Below are 17,863 nucleotides of genomic sequence, written 5' to 3' on the forward strand. Positions count from 1 at the left end.
GGCGTTTCGATGCCGATAAACATCACCATGCCTGCCCTTTCCCCCACGATGGAAGAGGGCAATCTGGCCAAGTGGCTGGTCAAGGAAGGCGACAAGGTCGCACCCGGTGACGTGATCGCCGAGATCGAGACCGATAAGGCGACCATGGAAGTGGAAGCCGTCGACGAAGGCACCGTTGCCAAGCTGGTCGTTCCGGCCGGCACGGAAGCCGTCAAGGTCAATGCCCTCATCGCAATCCTCGCCGCCGATGGCGAGGATGTGGCCGAGGCGGCAAAGGGTGGCGATGCCGCTCCTGCCAAGGCGGAAGCCCCGAAGCAGGAAGCCGCAAAGGCTGAAGCGCCGAAGGAAGAAAAATCCGAAGCTGCTCCTGCCAAGGCTGAAAAGCCGGCCGCCGATCAGGCACCTGCTTCTTCCACACCGGCCCCGGTTGCAAAGTCCGGCGAGCGCATCTTCGCTTCGCCGTTGGCACGTCGTCTCGCCAAGGAAGCTGGTCTCGACCTATCGGCCGTTTCAGGTTCCGGCCCGCATGGCCGTATCGTGAAGACAGACGTCGAAAAGGCTGCCGCTTCCGGCGGTGCAAAGGCTGCGCCGACCGCGGCTGCTGCATCCGCAGGGGCACCGGCCCCCACACTCGCCAAGGGTCAGTCGGACGAAGCGGTTCTCAAGCTGTTCGAAGAAGGCTCCTATGAGCTTGTGCCGCATGATGGAATGCGCAAGGTCATCGCTAAGCGTCTGGTCGAATCCAAGCAGACCGTTCCGCATTTCTACGTTTCGGTCGATTGCGAACTGGATACGCTTCTGGCGCTGCGCGCCCAGCTTAACGCTGCTGCCCCCGAAAAGGATGGCAAGCCAGCCTACAAGCTGTCGGTCAATGATATGGTCATCAAGGCGCTGGCGCTTGCGCTTCGTGACGTGCCTGACGCCAACGTCTCCTGGACGGAAAGCGCCATGGTCAAGCACAAGCATTCGGATGTCGGCGTCGCCGTTTCCATTCCGGGTGGCCTGATCACGCCGATCATCCGCAAGGCCGAGCAGAAGTCGCTCTCCACCATCTCCAACGAGATGAAGGACTACGGTAAGCGCGCGAAAGAGCGCAAGCTGAAGCCCGAGGAGTATCAGGGCGGAACGACCGCCGTGTCCAACATGGGCATGATGGGCGTAAAGAGCTTCTCCGCCGTCATCAACCCGCCGCATGCCACCATTCTGGCGGTCGGCGCGGGTGAAGAACGCGCGGTCGTCAAGAACGGCGAGATCAAGATCGCCAACGTCATGACCGTCACGCTCTCCACCGACCATCGTTGCGTCGATGGCGCGCTCGGAGCCGAACTGATCGGCGCCTTCAAGCGCTACATCGAAAACCCGATGGGCATGCTGGTTTGATCGGAGAATAAAATGGTGAAGTCGGTCCTCTGCTTTGGCGATTCCCTGACCTGGGGATCAAATGCGGAAACGGGTGGCCGGCATAGCCATGACGATCTTTGGCCGAGCGTCTTGCAAAAGGCGCTCGGTTCCGACGTGCATGTGATCCACGAAGGTCTTGGCGGTCGCACCACCGCCTATGACGACAACACCGCCGATTGCGACCGCAACGGTGCGCGGATTCTTCCGACGTTGCTGCACAGCCATGCGCCGCTTGATCTGGTGATTATCATGCTTGGCACCAACGACATGAAACCGGCGATCCATGGGTCGGCGATTGTTGCCATGAAGGGCGTCGAGCGGCTGGTGAAGCTCACGCGCAACCATATCTGGCAGGTGCCGGACTGGGAAGCGCCTGACGTGCTGATCGTCGCTCCGCCGCAGCTTTGCGAGACGGCAAATCCTTTCATGGGCGCGATCTTTCGTGATGCAATCGATGAATCGGCAATGCTGGCATCCGTTTACCGGGATCTGGCCGACGAGCTCGATTGCGGCTTTTTCGATGCGGGTTCCGTGGCGCGCACGACGCCGGTGGATGGCGTCCATCTCGATGCTGAAAATACGCGGGCCATCGGGCGAGGGCTGGAGCCCGTCGTTCGCATGATGCTCGGACTTTAAGAACAATTCCCGGTCGTGGCGCTGCTCGCGACCCGATAGGACAAGGCAGGATTTCCAATGGCTCAATCATATGACGTCATCATCATCGGTTCGGGACCGGGCGGTTACATTGCCGCGATCCGCGCAGCCCAGCTCGGCATGAAGGTTGCCGTCGTGGAGCGTGAGCATCTGGCCGGCATCTGCTCCAACTGGGGCTGCATTCCCACCAAGGCGCTGCTGCGCACCGCCGATGTCATGCACACCGCCACCCATGCGAAGGATTATGGCCTGACGCTGGAAGGCTCGATCAAGCCTGACGTCAAGGCAATCGTGGCGCGCTCGCGCGGCATTGCAGCGCGCATGAACAATGGCGTCGGTTTCCTGTTCAAGAAGAACAAGGTCGACATCATCTGGGGTGAAGCCAAGATTACGAAGCCGGGCGAAATCGTGGTCGGCACGTCCACCAAGCCGGTGGTGCAGCCGCAGGGTCCCGTTCCGAAGAACACGCTGGGCGAGGGCACCTACAATGCCAAGCACATCATCGTCGCGACAGGCGCACGCCCACGCGCGCTGCCTGGCATCGAGCCGGATGGCAAGCTGATCTGGACCTATTTCGAAGCGATGAAGCCGGAAGAAATGCCGAAGTCGTTGCTCGTCATGGGTTCGGGTGCCATCGGCATTGAATTCGCCAGCTTCTACCGCACCATGGGTGTGGACGTGACCGTTGTCGAAATCATGAGCCAGGTCATGCCTGTAGAAGACGCGGAAATCTCCACCTTCGCCAAGAAGCAGCTTGAGAAGCAGGGCATGAAAATCCATCTGGAAACCAAGGTTTCCAAGGTGGAGAAGGGCGCGAACTCCATCACCGCGACGCTGGAGAAGAAGGACGGTTCTTCCGAGAAGATCACGGCTGATCGCATGATCTCCGCCGTCGGCGTCGTTGCCAACATAGAAGGCATCGGTCTTGAGGCTGCTGGCGTGAAGACTGATCGCGGCTTCATCGTCATCGACGGTTATGGCAAGACCAACGTTCCCGGCATCTACGCCATCGGCGACGTTGCTGGCCCGCCGCTGCTCGCCCACAAGGCCGAGCATGAGGCCGTCATCTGCGTCGAAAAGATCGCCGGTCTGCCGAATGTTCACCCGATGGACAAGCTGAAGATTCCAGGCTGCACCTATTGCAACCCGCAGGTCGCGTCTGTCGGTCTTACCGAAGCCAAGGCAAAGGAACAGGGTCGCGATATCCGCGTCGGCCGGTTCTCTTTCGCGGCAAACGGCAAGGCAGTTGCTCTTGGTGAAGATCAGGGCATGGTCAAGACCATCTTCGACAAGAAGACCGGCGAGCTGCTCGGCGCCCATATGGTCGGTGCTGAAGTGACCGAACTCATCCAGGGCTTCGTCGTCGCCATGAATCTGGAGACGACCGAAGAAGATTTGATGCACACCATCTTCCCGCACCCGACCATTTCGGAGTCGATGAAGGAAAGCGTGCTCGACGCTTACGGACGTGTGCTCAACGCATAAGTGCCGCGTGATACCCGGCATTGTCTAACCTTGCCGGGTGTCCCATATGTCTCGATGCAGCCCTAAGGCAGGCTGCTGTTTCAGGGAGCGTGGGAATGGAAAGTGTAGGCTGGATTGCAGCAATCATCATCGGCGGTCTCGCCGGCTGGCTTGCGGGCAAGCTCATGGACATGCGCTTCGGCATCTTCATGAACATCGTGCTTGGCATTGTCGGTTCGGTCGTCGCTGTCGCCGTGCTGCGAACCTTCGATGTTTTCGTTCAGGATAGCAGGCTCGGTTATTTCGTCACATCGTTCCTCGGCGCAAGCCTCTTGCTGTTTCTGGCAAAGCTCGTGCGGCGCTGACAAGGCTTCGTGACCGGAAGGGGCTTACGCTTTTTCTGGAATTGTTCTAAAGCATCGCACCAAAGATGTCTGGATCGCCAAAGGCGATGGAAGCAGGTTTTTATGGTCACTATTCTCGACAGGACGTCGTCCGACGAAAAGCGTATCCGCCACCCGGAAAAGGCGCACAAGCCCGATACCGAGGTGATGCGCAAGCCGGAATGGATTCGCGTCAAGGCACCGACCTCCAAAGGCTATCATGAGACGCGCGAGCTGGTTCGCAGCCATAAGCTCGTCACGGTGTGCGAGGAAGCCGGCTGTCCGAATATCGGTGAATGCTGGGACAAGAAGCACGCGACCTTCATGATCATGGGTGAAATATGCACCCGCGCCTGCGCCTTCTGCAACGTCGCCACCGGCAAGCCCAATCCGCTTGATATGAACGAACCCGAGAACGTCGCCAAGGCCGTGAAGCAGATGGGGCTTTCGCACGTCGTCATCACCTCGGTCGACCGTGACGATCTCGCCGATGGCGGTGCTGAACATTTCGAAAAGGTCATCTGGGCGATCCGCGCCGCGTCTCCGACGACGACCATCGAAATCCTCACGCCCGACTTCCTGAAGAAGCCCGGTGCGCTGGAGCGTGTCGTCGCCGCCAAGCCTGACGTCTTCAACCACAATATGGAAACCGTTCCGGGCAATTACCTCACGGTTCGTCCGGGCGCGCGTTATTTCCACTCCGTACGCCTGTTGCAGCGGGTGAAGGAGCTGGACCCGACCATGTTCACCAAGTCAGGCATCATGGTTGGCCTTGGCGAAGAGCGCAACGAAGTGCTGCAATTGATGGACGACCTGCGCAGCGCCGACGTGGACTTCCTGACCATCGGCCAATATCTGCAGCCGACCCGCAAGCACCACAAGGTCGAGGCTTACGTCACGCCGGAAGAGTTCAAATCCTACGAGACGGTCGCCTACACTAAGGGCTTCCTGATGGTCTCTTCCAGCCCGTTGACCCGGTCGTCCCACCATGCCGGTGACGATTTCGAACGCCTGCGTGCGGCCCGCGAAAAGAAGCTGCTGGCAGCAGCTGAATAAGAGGCAGAGGTTCGACAAGATAAGTTGCTGAAGAGGGCGATATTCGCGCTCTTCGCCGCCATGCTCGGGCTTTGTCCTGAGCATCTGCGGCCCATCAATTATACGATACGGGTTTGGCTTCCCGGGACAGGGCCGAGGATGACGTGAGTGGGAGGCAAGGCTTGTGAAATGGCTCAGCCGCCTGTTCCCGGCCTTCAACCCAATCACACCACGACCTTCTCGGGCCTATGCGCCCGCATACATAGAACAACGCTCAGCACCACCGAGCAGATTGCGACGACCTCGACAAGCGTCGGGCCACGTCCTTCCCAGAGAAAACCGTAAAGCAACGCAAACAGCGTTTCGAAAAGGATCATCTGCCCGACCATGGTGAGAGGCAGAAGGCGGCTCATCCTGTTCCAGAGCGCATTTCCCAGAATGGAAGCGGTGAAGCCGAGCCCTGCCGCGACCGCGGCAAAATGCAGCCAGTCCTCTGTTCCATGCGTGTTTTCACCAAAGATGAAGGCGGGGATGGCGAGCGCAAGCGCAAGAGCGCCGGTTACCACACCCGTCATCATGTTCCAGTCGTCCGCGCTGACGTCATGAAGGCGGGATAGCCAACGGGCATTACCAACCGCGAAAGCCGTCCATGACACGAGTGCGCCCAGCGCGCAGGCAAGGCCAAGGATGCGCGACATATCCAGTCCCGTCTCGCTCTCCGTCAGCGACTGCCAGGAAATGCCGATAATGCCGATCGCGCCGAAAGCAAGCGACGGCCAGAGCCGTTTCAGCGACACCGCGCCGTGATCGCGACTGCCGATAACAGTGACGGCAACCGGCAGAAAGCCGATAATGATCGACGTGAAGGCGACACCGCTCAGCTTCACCGCCGTCGATATGAAGACATAATAGGCGATGTTGCCAATCATGCTCAGCCAGCCGAGCGCGAACCATTCACGCGCACCGAAATGGGCCGATACCCGTTTGAGGCGCGGCCCGATTATAATGAGGGAAATCAGCCCGTAGGTGAGATAACGCGCCGTCGAGAGTTGCAGCGCGGAAAAATCCGGCACGAGTTTGGGTGCGAGGAATATCCCGCCCCAGAGCGCACCCGCCAGCATGCCGTAAAAAACACCGAGACCTGTCTTGTTCATGTCATGTCACATCCGCATTCACGATTGTCCGCGATGTGCCACAGGCCTTGTGCGGCTGTCTTGACAAAAACTCCTGATGAATTGTCAGCGGTTTCAGTGGATGCCTCGGTTACGGCGATAGGCGGCCGGTGTTTCGCCCACACTATTGCGCATGGCGCGCGTTAGAGCCGTCTGGTCGGAAAAACCTGCCCGCAGAGCGATTTCGGCGATAGGCAGAGAAGAATCGTTGAGCAGGGCGCAGACCTTGTCCATGCGCAGTCCGGTAAGCCAGCGGTGAGGCGAGAGACCGAATTCCTCGATAAACAGGGCATGAAGGCGACTTTCGCTGATCGACGCGCAGGCCGCCAGCATGTCGATGGTCCAGGGAAAGAAGGGCTCCGCCCCGACGACCGCTCCAAGCCAGCGCAGGCGCTCGCGAATATCGGTTTTTTCATTGGCGAGGCTGTCGACAAGAAGCGGCGCCCACAGGCCAGCTATGTCGTCGCGGCGTCCATCCGTTCCGATGAGACTGCGCATATAAGCGATCAATTGCCGTGTGTCCGGGGCAATATCGAGAAAGGGCGAGCGGGCAAATTTCTCGAGTGTGCGTTCGGAAACGGCACTTTCATCGAGATCGACCACCAAAGAATGGTTGATTGCAGTCGATTCCTGCGTGTGCGGTGCGTCGCGATGGATGAAGACGCCGCGCCCGGTCGACAATTCGTCCTGCTGCCCGGCCACATCGATCCGCAGGCGGCCGGAGACGGGAAGAACGATCTGCACGAAGCCGTGCCGTTCCTTTGGTCTTTCCTGCCTGTAGGTTCTGATATCGGCGGATGCGGATGTCATGACGCTGTCGTTTCCATTGTGCAAAGAAATGGCCGCCTCGAAAAAGCGGCCGGTTTCATTGCTTGATTATGACATCGTCTGGAAGATTGGACCAGCCGGCTTTATCGCTCAGCGATGGGAAACGGCAGTTAACAGTCTTCCTTGGCGGTCGATTCGCCGCGTTTGCGTTTGCGCAAAACCGGCTTGTTCTCTCTCGCCTCGCATTTCGCGACGTCGATGAGATAGGCAAGCATCGGCATTTCGTTCATCGATGCGAGTTGCTTGGCGGATTCGAGAAGGTTGATGATGTTGGAAAAATCGTCCATCGGCTCACTCAGTGGCTCAAAGCGGTTATGTCGGGTGTGAACCCAAGGATGAATAAGCGCGGTGAAAATGGGAGGTTCCAGCGCCGTTGCATCCCATGGGTGTAATATTAGTCGCAAATAAATAGCAATCCCTGCGAGGGGGTTGCAATAGTTAAATTTCCGTAACGTCCGACACTGGCGTCGCGCCGCTGAAGAATATTGCTCACTTTATTGGACAATGGCACGGCGACGAGGATGAGGTTTATTCGATGCCGAATTATCTTGAAAACGTTGAGGATGCAGCTGCGATTATCGCGTCTGCACGCCGTATTATGGTCGTCGGCTGCTCCGGCGGTGGAAAATCGACACTCTCGCAAAAACTCGCAACCGCCTTCGGGCTTCGCTATATTTCCATGGATCGCGACATTTTCTGGTTGCCCGGCTGGCAGTTGCGCCCGCGCGAAGAACAGCGGCAGAGGATCGCGGCCATCATCACCGAAGACCGATGGCTGATGGATGGCAGCAATCCGTCATCGTTCGACTTGCGCCTGCCAAGAACGGATATCGTTCTTTGGGTACGCATGCCGCGCTGGCTTTGCCTGTGGGGTGCGATCAGCCGGATCGTGAAGGGTTATGGCAAGGCCCGGCCCGAAATGGCGGCAGGTTGCCCGGAAAGAATAGACCTCGATTTCCTGCGCTATATCTGGAATTTCGAACACCGCCATACTCCGATCTTCGAAGAGAATTTCGCGCTTCACGGCCCCAATGTGCCGATATTCCAGCTGAAAAGCCGAAAACAGCTTCGCCGCCTTCTTGATCTTCTCGTGATCGAGGATTAACTGCCGCTCATGCCACAGTTCGAAACGCATCGCATTGTCAAACACTCGCCCGACCGCATGTACGACCTCGTCGCCGATGTGGAGAAATATCCGCAGTTTCTGCCGCTTTGCGAGGCGCTGACCGTCCGCTCGCGCAAGGAGCGGGATGGCAAGGTGCTGCTGGTGGCGGATATGACTGTCGGCTACAAAGCCATTCGCGAGACCTTCACCACGCAGGTGTTATTGAACCCGGCCGAACGCGCCATCGACGTGAAATATATCGACGGGCCGTTCAAATATCTCGATAATCGCTGGCGTTTCGAGGCGGCCGAAAATGGCGGCGCGACCATTCATTTCTTCATCGATTATGAATTCAAGAGTCGCCTGCTCGGAGCGGTGATGGGCTCGATGTTCGATCGGGCTTTCCGAATGTTCGCGGAAGCCTTCGAGACCCGCGCCGACAAAATTTACACCGACCCCGCCTGATTGAGGGCAATCCACATCTCAAGCGCGGTTTTGACAGTCGCAAGCCGGATTTCAGTACGGCCGATGTCTCCGTAACGCATCTCGTGATGCAGGACGTGGCCGTTGCGAGCCTTGGCGGCCAGATGCACCAGCCCCACCGGTTTTTCGGCCGAGCCGCCGCCCGGGCCGGCAATGCCTGTCACCGCCACGGCGAAATCGGCGCGCGAGCGGAAGAGGGCGCCATGCGCCATCTGCAATGCGGTCTGCCGGGAGACGGCGCCAAATTCTGTCAGTACCTCGGCGCCAACCCCCAGCATGTCCCTCTTGGCGTCATTGGTATAGGTGACGAAACCGCGGTCGACGACAGCGGAGGAGCCGGCAATCTCCGTCAGCGCGCCGGCGATCAGTCCTCCGGTGCAGCTCTCCGCCGTCGAGACCATCAAGCCACGGGCGGTGAAATCGGCAATGATACGCCGCGCCAATTCTTGAATGTCTTCGGGGAAAAGGCTCATAGCGGTCTGCCCCGGTAAACAACGGTTGCAGTGGCGATTGCGGCTATGCCTTCACGGCGGCCGACGAAACCGATCGTCTCATTGGTCGTCGCCTTCACCGAGCAGCGCTCCAGCGCGATGCCGAGCATGTCCGCGAGGGCTTCCCGCATGGCTTGGCGGTGCGGGCCGATGCGCGGGGCTTCGGCGATCAAAGAAACATCGGCATTCATGATCGTGCCGCCATTGTCGCGCACGACCTTGGCCGCATGCTCGAGGAAGATGCGCGAGGCTGCGCCCTTCCATTGCGGATCGGAAGGCGGGAAATGATCGCCGATATCGCCAGCGCCGCAGGTGGCGAGCAGCGCATCCGTCAGGGCGTGCAGCGCCACATCGGCATCCGAGTGACCTTTCAGTCTCTGATCGTGTTCGATGAAGATGCCGCACAGCGTCACGCCGTCGCCGGCCTCAAGCTGATGAACGTCGTAACCATTGCCGGTGCGCACATCGGGCAATGCGTGGGAGAGCTTTTCATCGGCCATGGCGATATCCCGCTTGAGAGTGAGTTTTACATTGTCGACCGAGCCATCGGTCAGCGTCACCGTCAGCCCGGCCCATTCGGCAATCGACGCATCATCGGTGAAATCGGTTTTGCCCGACGCCGAAGCGGCGCGATGTGCACCGAGAATATCGCCATAGGCGAAACTCTGCGGTGTCTGCGCCGCATAAAGTCCCTGCCGGGAAACCGTCTCGACGACACGCTCGCCCGCACCGCGCTTCAGCGTATCGGTGACGGGCAGCGCAGGCAGAACGCCGCCCGCACCCGCCCGGTGCAGCGCGACGATACGTTCCAGCATATCCTCGGCAACGAAAGGCCGTACGGCATCATGGATCATTACATGTGTAAGGCCGTGCGAGGAGAGCGCCTCAAGGCCGGCCAGAACCGATTGCTGGCGCGTCGCGCCGCCCGTTACCGTGGTGATGCGTTCGCCGGCATCGAGCCGACCAAGGATTGGAGACAACAGGGCCGCATCGTCGGCATGGCTGACCACCACGATGGGGCAGGCATCGTTCCACCGCAGGAAGGTCGCCAATGTATGCTCGATCACGGCCCTGCCACCGATCGGGCGATATTGCTTCGGCCCTTCCTCAGGGGAGCCTGCCCTTTCACCGCGTCCGGCGGCGACGATGACGATGCCGAGTTTCATAGTACTTTCCTGCATTGGTCATATGCTTTGTGCGCAACCCTTAGCGGTTGACAGTCCTGCTGTAGCGTTTCAAAACCCGGATGGCCAGCCCGATAAGACGCGCATTCGCTTCCGCGTGTCGCAGGATCGATCGTCATTGCGCCTTTGAACTTGCACAAATTACTGTCGACAGCAAAACAGGCAGGCAACCGCCCAGCAAATAAAAGATGCAACCCTTTAAAAGTGCTTGGCAACCGCACAAACACTGTCTAAAAATAATGCAAATAACCCTTCTGCACGAAAGATCATCAGTTGCCTTTTCCGGAATTGTCAGAACCGTTCAGCATCGGCTCCGTCACGATCCGTAATCGTGCCGTGCTGGCGCCCATGTCTGGCGTGACGGATCTGCCATTCCGCCAACTGGCCTGGCGTTATGGCGCGGGCCTTGTCGTGACCGAAATGGTCGCCAGCCGCGAACTCGTCGCCAACAGGGGGGAATCCTGGGCGCGGCTGAAAAATGCCGGCATGGTTCCGCATATGGTGCAGCTTGCCGGGCGCGAGGCGCATTTCATGGCCGAAGCCGCGAAGATTGCCGCCGATAACGGCGCCGGTATTATCGATATCAATATGGGATGTCCGGCCAAGAAGGTGACGGGCGGTTATTCGGGCTCGGCGTTGATGCGCGATCCCGATCATGCGCTCTCGCTGATCGAGGCGACAGTTAATGCCGTCGACGTGCCCGTGACGCTGAAGATGCGGCTCGGCTGGGATGAAAACACCATCAATGCGCCTGAGATTGCCCGCCGTGCCCAAGCGGCAGGTGTGCAGCTCATCACAATTCACGGCCGCACCCGCATGCAGTTTTATGAGGGGCGCGCGGACTGGGACGCCATCCGCGCAGTGCGCGAGGTGATTTCCGTGCCTCTCATCGCCAATGGCGATGTCGAGACGGCCGACGATGCGCGGGAAATCCTGCGCCGTTCCGGCGCAGATGCCGTCATGGTTGGTCGCGGTGCGCAGGGTCAGCCCTGGCTGCCGGCCGTTCTCGCCGGACACGCTGCGCCGCAACGTGCCGAGATTGCCGATATCGCTGTTGAGCATTACGACATGATGCTGGAATTTTACGGAAGGGAAGCCGGTCTCCGGCACGCCCGCAAACATCTGGGCTGGTATCTCGACCGTTTCGCGCCGGAGATCGACACGCCCGATAAGGCTCAAATCATGACATCGCGTGACACGGGGGAGGTAGCTGATCTGCTGCGTTCCGCTCTTTACGCAAATGCGGGCGAAGACGCCGCAAGGAAGGCCGCATGAGCGCCGACAAACACAGCCCGGCAGATGCAAATCCGCTTGCCATGGCGGTTCTAAACGCCGTGCAGAACCCCGTCATTCTGGTGGATGCCGAGGGTTTCATCGCCTTTGCCAATTGGGAAGCCGAAGCCTTTTTCGGGGCGAGCGCCTCGCATTTGGCGCGCTACCGGGTTTCCACCTTCATTCCCTTCGGCAGCCCGCTGCTGGCGCTTATCGATCAGGTGCGGGAGCGCCGCGCACCCGTCAATGAATATCGCGTCGATCTGAGTTCACCGCGCCTCGGTCAGGATAAGCTGGTTGACCTCTATGTGGCGCCCGTTGTCAGCGAGGCGGGTTCGGTGGTCGTCGTTTTCCAGGAACGGTCGATGGCCGACAAGATCGACCGGCAATTGACCCATCGCGCCGCCGCCCGCTCGGTCACTGGCCTTGCTTCCATGCTTGCGCATGAGATCAAGAATCCTCTATCCGGTATTCGGGGTGCTGCGCAGCTTCTGGAAATGTCGGTTCCGGACGAGGACCGTGCCCTGACCCGATTGATCTGCGACGAGACAGACCGCATCGTCTCGCTGGTCGATCGTATGGAAGTGTTTTCCGACGAGCGGCCGGTGGACCGCGTGCCGGTCAACATCCATTCCGTGCTCGATCATGTAAAGGCGATCGCCAAGGCCGGTTTTGCCCGCAACATCAAGATATCAGAGAATTACGACCCCTCACTGCCGCCAGTCTATGCCAATCGCGACCAGTTGGTGCAGGTCTTCCTCAATCTGGTGAAGAATGCGGCTGAAGCCGTGGGCAACCAGCCGGACGGCGAAGTCGTTCTGACCACCGCCTATCGCCCCGGCATCCGCCTGTCGGTCGCCGGCAGCCGGGAGCGCATCTCGCTACCGCTCGAATTTTGCGTGCATGACAATGGTCCGGGCGTCCCGGCCGATCTTCTGCCGCATCTCTTCGACCCGTTTATAACCACCAAGACAAATGGTTCGGGCCTCGGCCTCGCGCTGGTCGCCAAGCTCATCGGTGCCCATGGCGGCATCGTCGAATGCGACAGCCAGAACCACCGCACGACTTTCCGCGTATTGATGCCCGTCTCGCCTGAAGTGGCGCTTGACGACATCACCTTGCCGAACACGACAGGAAATGACCTATGACAGCTACGATCCTCGTCGCCGATGATGACGCCGCAATCCGTACGGTGCTGAACCAGGCGCTTAGTCGCGCCGGTTACGACGTGCGCATCACCTCCAATGCCGCAACGCTCTGGCGCTGGGTGTCTGCGGGTGAGGGCGATCTTGTCGTGACCGATGTCGTGATGCCGGACGAAAACGCCTTCGATTTGCTGCCGCGCATCAAGAAGGCCCGCCCGGACCTGCCGGTTCTGGTCATGAGCGCACAGAACACCTTCATGACGGCAATAAAGGCCTCGGAAAAGGGCGCTTACGATTATCTGCCCAAGCCCTTCGACCTGACGGAGCTGATCGCCATCATCGGCCGCGCACTCTCAGAGCCGAAGCGCAAGCCGGCGAAGCTGGATGACGACATGCAGGACGGTATGCCGCTCGTCGGCCGCTCCGCTGCGATGCAGGAAATCTACCGTGTTCTTGCCCGCCTGATGCAGACCGACCTGACGCTGATGATCACGGGTGAATCCGGTACGGGTAAGGAGCTGGTGGCGCGCGCGCTGCATGATTATGGCAAGCGCCGCAATGGTCCCTTCGTTGCCATCAACATGGCGGCCATCCCGCGCGATCTCATCGAATCCGAACTGTTCGGCCATGAAAAGGGCGCCTTTACCGGTGCTCAGAACCGCTCCACCGGCCGTTTCGAACAAGCCGAGGGCGGCACGCTGTTCCTCGATGAAATCGGCGACATGCCGATGGATGCCCAGACACGCCTTCTGCGCGTGTTGCAGCAGGGTGAATATACCACGGTGGGCGGACGCACGCCGATCCGTACCGATGTCCGAATCGTCGCCGCCACCAACAAGGACCTGAAGCAATCGATCAATCAGGGCCTCTTCCGTGAAGACCTCTATTATCGCCTGAACGTCGTGCCGTTGCGCCTGCCACCCTTGCGTGACCGCGCCGAGGATATTCCTGATCTGGTGCGCCATTTCATCCAGACGGGCGAGAAGGAAGGGCTGGAAGGCAAGCGTTTCGAGACCGAAGCGCTTGAAGTCATGAAGGCCTATGCCTGGCCCGGCAACGTGCGCGAGCTGGAAAACCTCATCCGCCGCCTGATGGCGCTTTATCCGCAGGAAGTCATCACCCGCGAGATCATCGAGCAGGAACTGCAATCGGATGTCCCCGACAGCCCGCTCGACAAGATGGCAGTCCGCACCGGTTCGCTCACGATTTCGCAGGCGGTCGAGGAGAACATGCGGGATTATTTCGCCGGCTTCGGCGATGGCCTGCCTCCTCCAGGTCTTTATGACCGCGTGCTGCGCGAACTCGAATATCCGCTCATTCTCGCGGCCTTGACGGCGACCCGCGGCAACCAGATCAAGGCTGCCGATCTTCTTGGCCTCAACCGCAATACGCTGCGCAAGAAAATCCGCGAGCTCGGCGTTTCCGTCTATCGTAGTTCCCGCCCCAGCTGAGAATGTTGACAAGGCCGCAGTTGTCGTTGCATTTTCGCCACATTGTGTTGCTTGGAAAACACTAGGAAGGACGGAGATTCGCCTGAGGGAGGCGAGTCCCGCCTGACTTCAGGATTGTGGTGCTGGCTGGCCAGCAATTGGGAGTAGTGCATGCGGAAACCCGCCGCCGAACGCGACGTTGCCGATGAGGCAGCGGGAATGGTGGTTGCCGATCGCAGGATGTCTTTCGCCCTGCCGGGGCTGGTGCTCGCTGGCATCGCGCTTGTCTGCGCCATCATCACCCTGTTCGTGCTTTTAGGCGTGACACCGATAGCCCCGACAACCAATGTCGTCATCGCCTCCGTCGTCATCAATTCGATCTTGGTGATCGGCCTGATCTTCCTCATCGGCCGCGAAATCAACCGGCTGCTGAAAGCACGTAAAAAGGGCAGGGCGGCGGCGCGTCTGCATGTCCGCATCGTCGTGCTTTTTTCCATTGTCGCGATTACGCCGGCCGTTCTTGTCGCCATCTTTGCCAGCCTGACGCTGAATGTCGGCCTCGATCGCTGGTTTTCGATCCGTACCCAGTCGATTGTCGAGTCATCGGGCAATATCGCCCAGGCCTATATGATGGAAAATGCCGGTTATCTGCAGGGCCAGACCCTGTCTATGGCAACCGATCTCGACCGCAACCGCGCGCTTTTTTATCTCGACCGTACCGGCTTCGTCGATCTGATGACTCGTCAGGCCAAGGGTCGCGGTCTGCTTGGCGCATTCCTGGTGCAGGAGGACGGCGATGCCGTCGCCCAGGCCGACATCAAAACCGAAAAACCGCTTCCCGCCATCCCCCACGACGCGCTCGAAAAGGCAGCCGCCGGCCAGCCGACCTTGATCCCACCGGGCATTACCAACCTTGTCGGCGCCATCATCAAGCTCGAAGGCATCAGCGGCACCTTCCTTTACACCGTACGCGCGGTCGATCCCAAGGTCATGACCGCGATGCGGCTGATGGAAGAGAACCGGGCGGAATACAAGAACATGGAGGCGGGCCGTGCGCCGCTGCAGATCGCCTTTGCGATCCTTTATCTCGGTTTTGCATTGATCGTGCTGTTGGCAGCCATCTGGACGGCGATTGCGGTGGCCGACCGTATCGTGCGGCCAATCCGTCTTCTCATCGGCGCCGCCGACAGTGTCGCAACCGGCAACATGCATGTGCTGGTGCCCGTGCGCGCCGTCGATGGCGACGTCGGGCGCCTGTCGCGCACTTTCAACAAGATGGTTTCTGAACTGCGCAGCCAGCAGGAGCAGATCATCGAGGCCAAGGACGATATTGACGACCGTCGCCGCTTCATCGAAGCCGTGCTATCGGGGGTGACCGCCGCTGTCATCGGCATTGATGAGAACCGCAGCATCACCATTGTCAACCCGTCCGGCGAAGAGTTCCTGGCGCTGAATTTCGATCAGCTGATGGGAGCGCAGCTTTCCGAGATTGCGCCGGAGATCGATCAGGTCGTGACGGAGGCAAACAGCTGGGCGCGTGGCAACTTCCGCAAGCAGATCAACATCATGCGGCGCGGCAAGGAACGGACGCTAAATGTGCAGGTGACCCGCGAGGATGCCCGCGACGGCCGCGACAGCTACGTGATCACCCTCGACGATATTACCGATCTCGTGATCGCCCAGCGTTCGACAGCATGGTCGGATGTGGCGCGCCGCATTGCGCATGAAATCAAGAACCCGCTAACGCCGATCCAGCTTTCCGCAGAGCGCATCAAGCGCCGTTTTGGCAAGCAGATCGACGAGAGCGACCGTGCGATCTTCGACCAGTGTACGGACACCATCGTTCGCCAAGTCGGCGATATCGGCCGAATGGTGGATGAATTCTCAGCCTTTGCACGCATGCCTAAACCGACGAAAGAAAAATCGGACCTGCGGTCGATCCTGAAGGATGCAGCTTTCCTTCGGGAAATCAGCGCCTCTGATACGAAGTTCACGACCGAGCTGGGCGATATCCCTCTGGAGGGCATGTTCGATGCCCGCATGCTGGGGCAAGCCTTCGGCAATCTCATCAAGAATGCGACGGAAGCCATCGAAGCGGTGGAAGGCGAAAAGCGGCCGGGGAAAATCCTGGTGCGCGCCTCCTTCGACGAAGCCAATTCCCGTTTCGTGGCTGACATCATCGACAATGGCCGCGGCCTGCCTGTTGAGAACCGTCACCGCATTCTCGAACCCTATATGACGATGCGGGACAAGGGCACGGGCCTCGGCCTCGCGATCGTCAAGAAAATCATCGAAGAACATGGCGGGTATCTGGAACTCCACGATGCCCCTGCCGAATTCGACCATGGCCATGGCGCCATGATCCGAGTGCTGCTGCCCTATATCGAGGCGGTCGGCGGCGAAAATAACAAGGAAGCAGCATATGGCGTCTGATATTTTGGTCGTGGATGACGAGGCGGACATTCGCGAAATCGTAGCGGGCATTCTTTCCGATGAGGGCCACGAGACGCGTATGGCCTTCGACAGCGACAGTGCGCTGGCGGCCATTTCCGAGCGTGTGCCGCGCCTGATCTTTCTCGACATCTGGATGCAGGGCTCGAAGCTCGACGGTCTGGCGCTGCTGGACGAGATCAAGAGCCGCCATCCCGAAATCCCGGTAGTCATGATTTCCGGTCACGGCAATATCGAAACCGCCGTCAACGCCATCAAGCGTGGCGCGTTCGATTTCATTGAAAAGCCCTTCAAGGCCGACCGCCTGATCCTGATAGCCGAGCGGGCGCTGGAAAACTCCAAGCTGAAGCGCGAGGTTCAGGAACTCAAGAAGCGCACCGGTGATGCGGTTGAGCTCGTCGGCGCGTCGCTTGCGGTGTCGCAGCTGCGCCAGACCATCGACCGGGTTGCGCCCACCAACAGCCGCATCATGATCCTCGGCCCTTCCGGTTCCGGCAAGGAGCTGGTTGCACGCATGGTGCATAAGAAGTCGTCACGCGCCAGCGGTCCTTTCGTGGCCCTGAATGCTGCGACGATCACCCCAGACCGTATGGAGATCGCGCTTTTCGGCACCGAAGGCCTGCCCGGGCAGCCCCGCAAGGTGGGCGCTCTGGAAGAGGCCCATCGCGGCGTTCTTTATCTGGATGAAGTCGGCGAAATGCCGCGCGAGACGCAGAACAAGATCCTGCGCGTGCTGGTCGACCAGCAGTTTGAGCGTGTCGGCGGCGGCAAGCGGGTGAAAGTCGATGTGCGCATCATTTCCTCGACCGCTCATCATCTCGAAAGCCTGATCGCGGAAGGGGCGTTCCGCGAGGATCTCTACCATCGTCTCGCCGTCGTACCGGTGAAGGTGCCGGCACTTTCCGAACGACGCGAGGATATTCCTTTCCTTGTCGATATGTTCATGCGCCAGATTTCCGAGCAGGCCGGCATCCGCCCGCGCAAGATCGGTGACGATGCCATGGCCGTTCTCCAGACACATGACTGGCCTGGCAATATCCGCCAGCTGCGCAACAACATCGAGCGCCTGATGATTCTCGCCCGTCCTGAAGGTGGCGAAGCGCCGATCTCGGCCGACATGCTGCCGGCGGATATTGGTGACATGCTGCCGAAGATTTCGGCGCAGGGTGACCAGCACATCATGACGCTGCCGTTGCGTGAAGCGCGTGAAATGTTCGAACGTGACTACCTGATGGCGCAGATCAACCGCTTCGGCGGCAATATTTCGCGCACCGCGGAATTTGTCGGCATGGAACGGTCGGCCCTGCATCGCAAACTGAAATCTCTCGGCGTATAAGGGACGAAGGCGCTTCGCCGTAACCGATT

At 59.6% G+C, this 17,863-nt stretch carries 17 protein-coding genes; 12 read left to right on the top strand and 5 right to left on the bottom strand.

Annotated features, from left to right (window positions below):
- Nucleotides 1-9: 9 nt before the first annotated feature.
- The 5 genes from ACFVTJ_RS09905 to lipA all read left to right on the top strand — a co-directional run bounded on the left by ACFVTJ_RS09905 (nt 10) and on the right by lipA (nt 4,958).
- On the top strand, nt 10-1,380 hold the full coding sequence (locus tag ACFVTJ_RS09905) for a pyruvate dehydrogenase complex dihydrolipoamide acetyltransferase (protein WP_386906767.1): 1,371 nt from the start codon (nt 10-12) through the stop codon (nt 1,378-1,380).
- Nucleotides 1,381-1,392: 12 nt separating this feature from the next.
- The gene (locus tag ACFVTJ_RS09910) at nt 1,393-2,037 is read left to right on the top strand and encodes an SGNH/GDSL hydrolase family protein (RefSeq protein ID WP_065653899.1); all 645 of its coding nucleotides are present in this window, start codon (nt 1,393-1,395) and stop codon (nt 2,035-2,037) included.
- A 57-nt stretch (nt 2,038-2,094) separates the two neighbouring features.
- Nucleotides 2,095-3,540 (top strand): dihydrolipoyl dehydrogenase, encoded by a 1,446-nt coding sequence (gene lpdA / locus ACFVTJ_RS09915; protein ID WP_386906769.1) that lies wholly within the window; start codon nt 2,095-2,097, stop codon nt 3,538-3,540.
- A 95-nt stretch (nt 3,541-3,635) separates the two neighbouring features.
- On the top strand, nt 3,636-3,884 hold the full coding sequence (locus tag ACFVTJ_RS09920; protein ID WP_042619429.1) for a GlsB/YeaQ/YmgE family stress response membrane protein: 249 nt from the start codon (nt 3,636-3,638) through the stop codon (nt 3,882-3,884).
- A 102-nt stretch (nt 3,885-3,986) separates the two neighbouring features.
- Nucleotides 3,987-4,958 (top strand): lipoyl synthase, encoded by a 972-nt coding sequence (gene lipA, locus ACFVTJ_RS09925; protein ID WP_077982345.1) that lies wholly within the window; start codon nt 3,987-3,989, stop codon nt 4,956-4,958.
- A 203-nt stretch (nt 4,959-5,161) separates the two neighbouring features.
- Here lipA and ACFVTJ_RS09930 read toward each other — a convergent pair whose 3' ends face one another.
- The 3 genes from ACFVTJ_RS09930 to ACFVTJ_RS09940 all read right to left on the bottom strand — a co-directional run bounded on the left by ACFVTJ_RS09930 (nt 5,162) and on the right by ACFVTJ_RS09940 (nt 7,224).
- Nucleotides 5,162-6,091: a DMT family transporter gene (locus ACFVTJ_RS09930; RefSeq protein WP_386906772.1), complete on the bottom strand. Its 930-nt coding sequence runs from the start codon at nt 6,089-6,091 to the stop codon at nt 5,162-5,164.
- A 93-nt stretch (nt 6,092-6,184) separates the two neighbouring features.
- Nucleotides 6,185-6,919, bottom strand: coding sequence for an AraC family transcriptional regulator (locus ACFVTJ_RS09935; protein WP_386906774.1), 735 nt, complete (start codon nt 6,917-6,919; stop codon nt 6,185-6,187).
- Nucleotides 6,920-7,047: 128 nt separating this feature from the next.
- On the bottom strand, nt 7,048-7,224 hold the full coding sequence (locus ACFVTJ_RS09940) for a hypothetical protein (protein WP_386906776.1): 177 nt from the start codon (nt 7,222-7,224) through the stop codon (nt 7,048-7,050).
- Nucleotides 7,225-7,472: 248 nt separating this feature from the next.
- Here ACFVTJ_RS09940 and ACFVTJ_RS09945 point away from each other — a divergent pair, with 248 nt between their 5' ends.
- Nucleotides 7,473-8,042: an AAA family ATPase gene (locus ACFVTJ_RS09945; protein WP_386906777.1), complete on the top strand. Its 570-nt coding sequence runs from the start codon at nt 7,473-7,475 to the stop codon at nt 8,040-8,042.
- A 9-nt stretch (nt 8,043-8,051) separates the two neighbouring features.
- Nucleotides 8,052-8,507, top strand: a complete 456-nt coding sequence (locus tag ACFVTJ_RS09950; protein WP_386906779.1) for a type II toxin-antitoxin system RatA family toxin — start codon at nt 8,052-8,054, stop codon at nt 8,505-8,507.
- On the opposite strand, the gene ACFVTJ_RS09955 is transcribed toward ACFVTJ_RS09950, so the two are convergent.
- Together ACFVTJ_RS09955 and ACFVTJ_RS09960 are read right to left on the bottom strand one after the other, a co-directional pair.
- Nucleotides 8,489-8,998 (bottom strand): CinA family protein, encoded by a 510-nt coding sequence (locus tag ACFVTJ_RS09955; protein ID WP_386906781.1) that lies wholly within the window; start codon nt 8,996-8,998, stop codon nt 8,489-8,491. The genes ACFVTJ_RS09950 and ACFVTJ_RS09955 overlap by 19 nt on opposite strands.
- Complete coding sequence (locus ACFVTJ_RS09960; RefSeq protein ID WP_386906783.1) at nt 8,995-10,182, bottom strand: bifunctional 2-C-methyl-D-erythritol 4-phosphate cytidylyltransferase/2-C-methyl-D-erythritol 2,4-cyclodiphosphate synthase; 1,188 nt, start codon at nt 10,180-10,182, stop codon at nt 8,995-8,997. The genes ACFVTJ_RS09955 and ACFVTJ_RS09960 overlap by 4 nt, the downstream gene beginning before the upstream one ends.
- 306 nt (nt 10,183-10,488) lie before the next feature.
- Here ACFVTJ_RS09960 and dusB point away from each other — a divergent pair, with 306 nt between their 5' ends.
- The 5 genes from dusB (at nt 10,489) to ACFVTJ_RS09985 (ending at nt 17,834) form a co-directional block, all read left to right on the top strand.
- Nucleotides 10,489-11,475, top strand: coding sequence for a tRNA dihydrouridine synthase DusB (dusB, locus tag ACFVTJ_RS09965; RefSeq protein ID WP_386906946.1), 987 nt, complete (start codon nt 10,489-10,491; stop codon nt 11,473-11,475).
- On the top strand, nt 11,472-12,620 hold the full coding sequence (locus ACFVTJ_RS09970) for a nitrogen regulation protein NR(II) (protein ID WP_386906785.1): 1,149 nt from the start codon (nt 11,472-11,474) through the stop codon (nt 12,618-12,620). The genes dusB and ACFVTJ_RS09970 overlap by 4 nt, the downstream gene beginning before the upstream one ends.
- Complete coding sequence (gene ntrC / locus ACFVTJ_RS09975) at nt 12,617-14,068, top strand: nitrogen regulation protein NR(I) (protein WP_386906787.1); 1,452 nt, start codon at nt 12,617-12,619, stop codon at nt 14,066-14,068. The genes ACFVTJ_RS09970 and ntrC overlap by 4 nt, the downstream gene beginning before the upstream one ends.
- Before the next feature lie 150 nt (nt 14,069-14,218).
- Nucleotides 14,219-16,480: an ATP-binding protein gene (locus tag ACFVTJ_RS09980; protein ID WP_386906789.1), complete on the top strand. Its 2,262-nt coding sequence runs from the start codon at nt 14,219-14,221 to the stop codon at nt 16,478-16,480.
- Nucleotides 16,470-17,834 carry a sigma-54-dependent transcriptional regulator gene (locus ACFVTJ_RS09985; RefSeq protein ID WP_386906790.1) on the top strand — a complete coding sequence of 455 codons (1,365 nt, stop codon included), beginning with the start codon at nt 16,470-16,472 and terminating at the stop codon, nt 17,832-17,834. The genes ACFVTJ_RS09980 and ACFVTJ_RS09985 overlap by 11 nt, the downstream gene beginning before the upstream one ends.
- Nucleotides 17,835-17,863 lie beyond the last annotated feature (29 nt).

It is taken from the genome of Agrobacterium sp. NPDC058088 (assembly GCF_042885035.1).
Taxonomy (GTDB): domain Bacteria; phylum Pseudomonadota; class Alphaproteobacteria; order Rhizobiales; family Rhizobiaceae; genus Agrobacterium.

Bases quoted from the DNA above. Each gene is read 5' to 3' on its own strand.
- ACFVTJ_RS09905 (WP_386906767.1), top strand. From the start codon at position 10: ATGCCGATAAACATCACCATGCCTGCCCTTTCCCCCACGATGGAAGAG.
- ACFVTJ_RS09910 (WP_065653899.1), top strand. From the start codon at position 1,393: ATGGTGAAGTCGGTCCTCTGCTTTGGCGATTCCCTGACCTGGGGATCA.
- lpdA (WP_386906769.1), top strand. From the start codon at position 2,095: ATGGCTCAATCATATGACGTCATCATCATCGGTTCGGGACCGGGCGGT.
- ACFVTJ_RS09920 (WP_042619429.1), top strand. From the start codon at position 3,636: ATGGAAAGTGTAGGCTGGATTGCAGCAATCATCATCGGCGGTCTCGCC.
- lipA (WP_077982345.1), top strand. From the start codon at position 3,987: ATGGTCACTATTCTCGACAGGACGTCGTCCGACGAAAAGCGTATCCGC.
- ACFVTJ_RS09930 (WP_386906772.1), bottom strand. From the start codon at position 6,091: ATGAACAAGACAGGTCTCGGTGTTTTTTACGGCATGCTGGCGGGTGCG.
- ACFVTJ_RS09935 (WP_386906774.1), bottom strand. From the start codon at position 6,919: ATGACATCCGCATCCGCCGATATCAGAACCTACAGGCAGGAAAGACCA.
- ACFVTJ_RS09940 (WP_386906776.1), bottom strand. From the start codon at position 7,224: ATGGACGATTTTTCCAACATCATCAACCTTCTCGAATCCGCCAAGCAA.
- ACFVTJ_RS09945 (WP_386906777.1), top strand. From the start codon at position 7,473: ATGCCGAATTATCTTGAAAACGTTGAGGATGCAGCTGCGATTATCGCG.
- ACFVTJ_RS09950 (WP_386906779.1), top strand. From the start codon at position 8,052: ATGCCACAGTTCGAAACGCATCGCATTGTCAAACACTCGCCCGACCGC.
- ACFVTJ_RS09955 (WP_386906781.1), bottom strand. From the start codon at position 8,998: ATGAGCCTTTTCCCCGAAGACATTCAAGAATTGGCGCGGCGTATCATT.
- ACFVTJ_RS09960 (WP_386906783.1), bottom strand. From the start codon at position 10,182: ATGAAACTCGGCATCGTCATCGTCGCCGCCGGACGCGGTGAAAGGGCA.
- ACFVTJ_RS09970 (WP_386906785.1), top strand. From the start codon at position 11,472: ATGAGCGCCGACAAACACAGCCCGGCAGATGCAAATCCGCTTGCCATG.
- ntrC (WP_386906787.1), top strand. From the start codon at position 12,617: ATGACAGCTACGATCCTCGTCGCCGATGATGACGCCGCAATCCGTACG.
- ACFVTJ_RS09980 (WP_386906789.1), top strand. From the start codon at position 14,219: ATGCGGAAACCCGCCGCCGAACGCGACGTTGCCGATGAGGCAGCGGGA.
- ACFVTJ_RS09985 (WP_386906790.1), top strand. From the start codon at position 16,470: ATGGCGTCTGATATTTTGGTCGTGGATGACGAGGCGGACATTCGCGAA.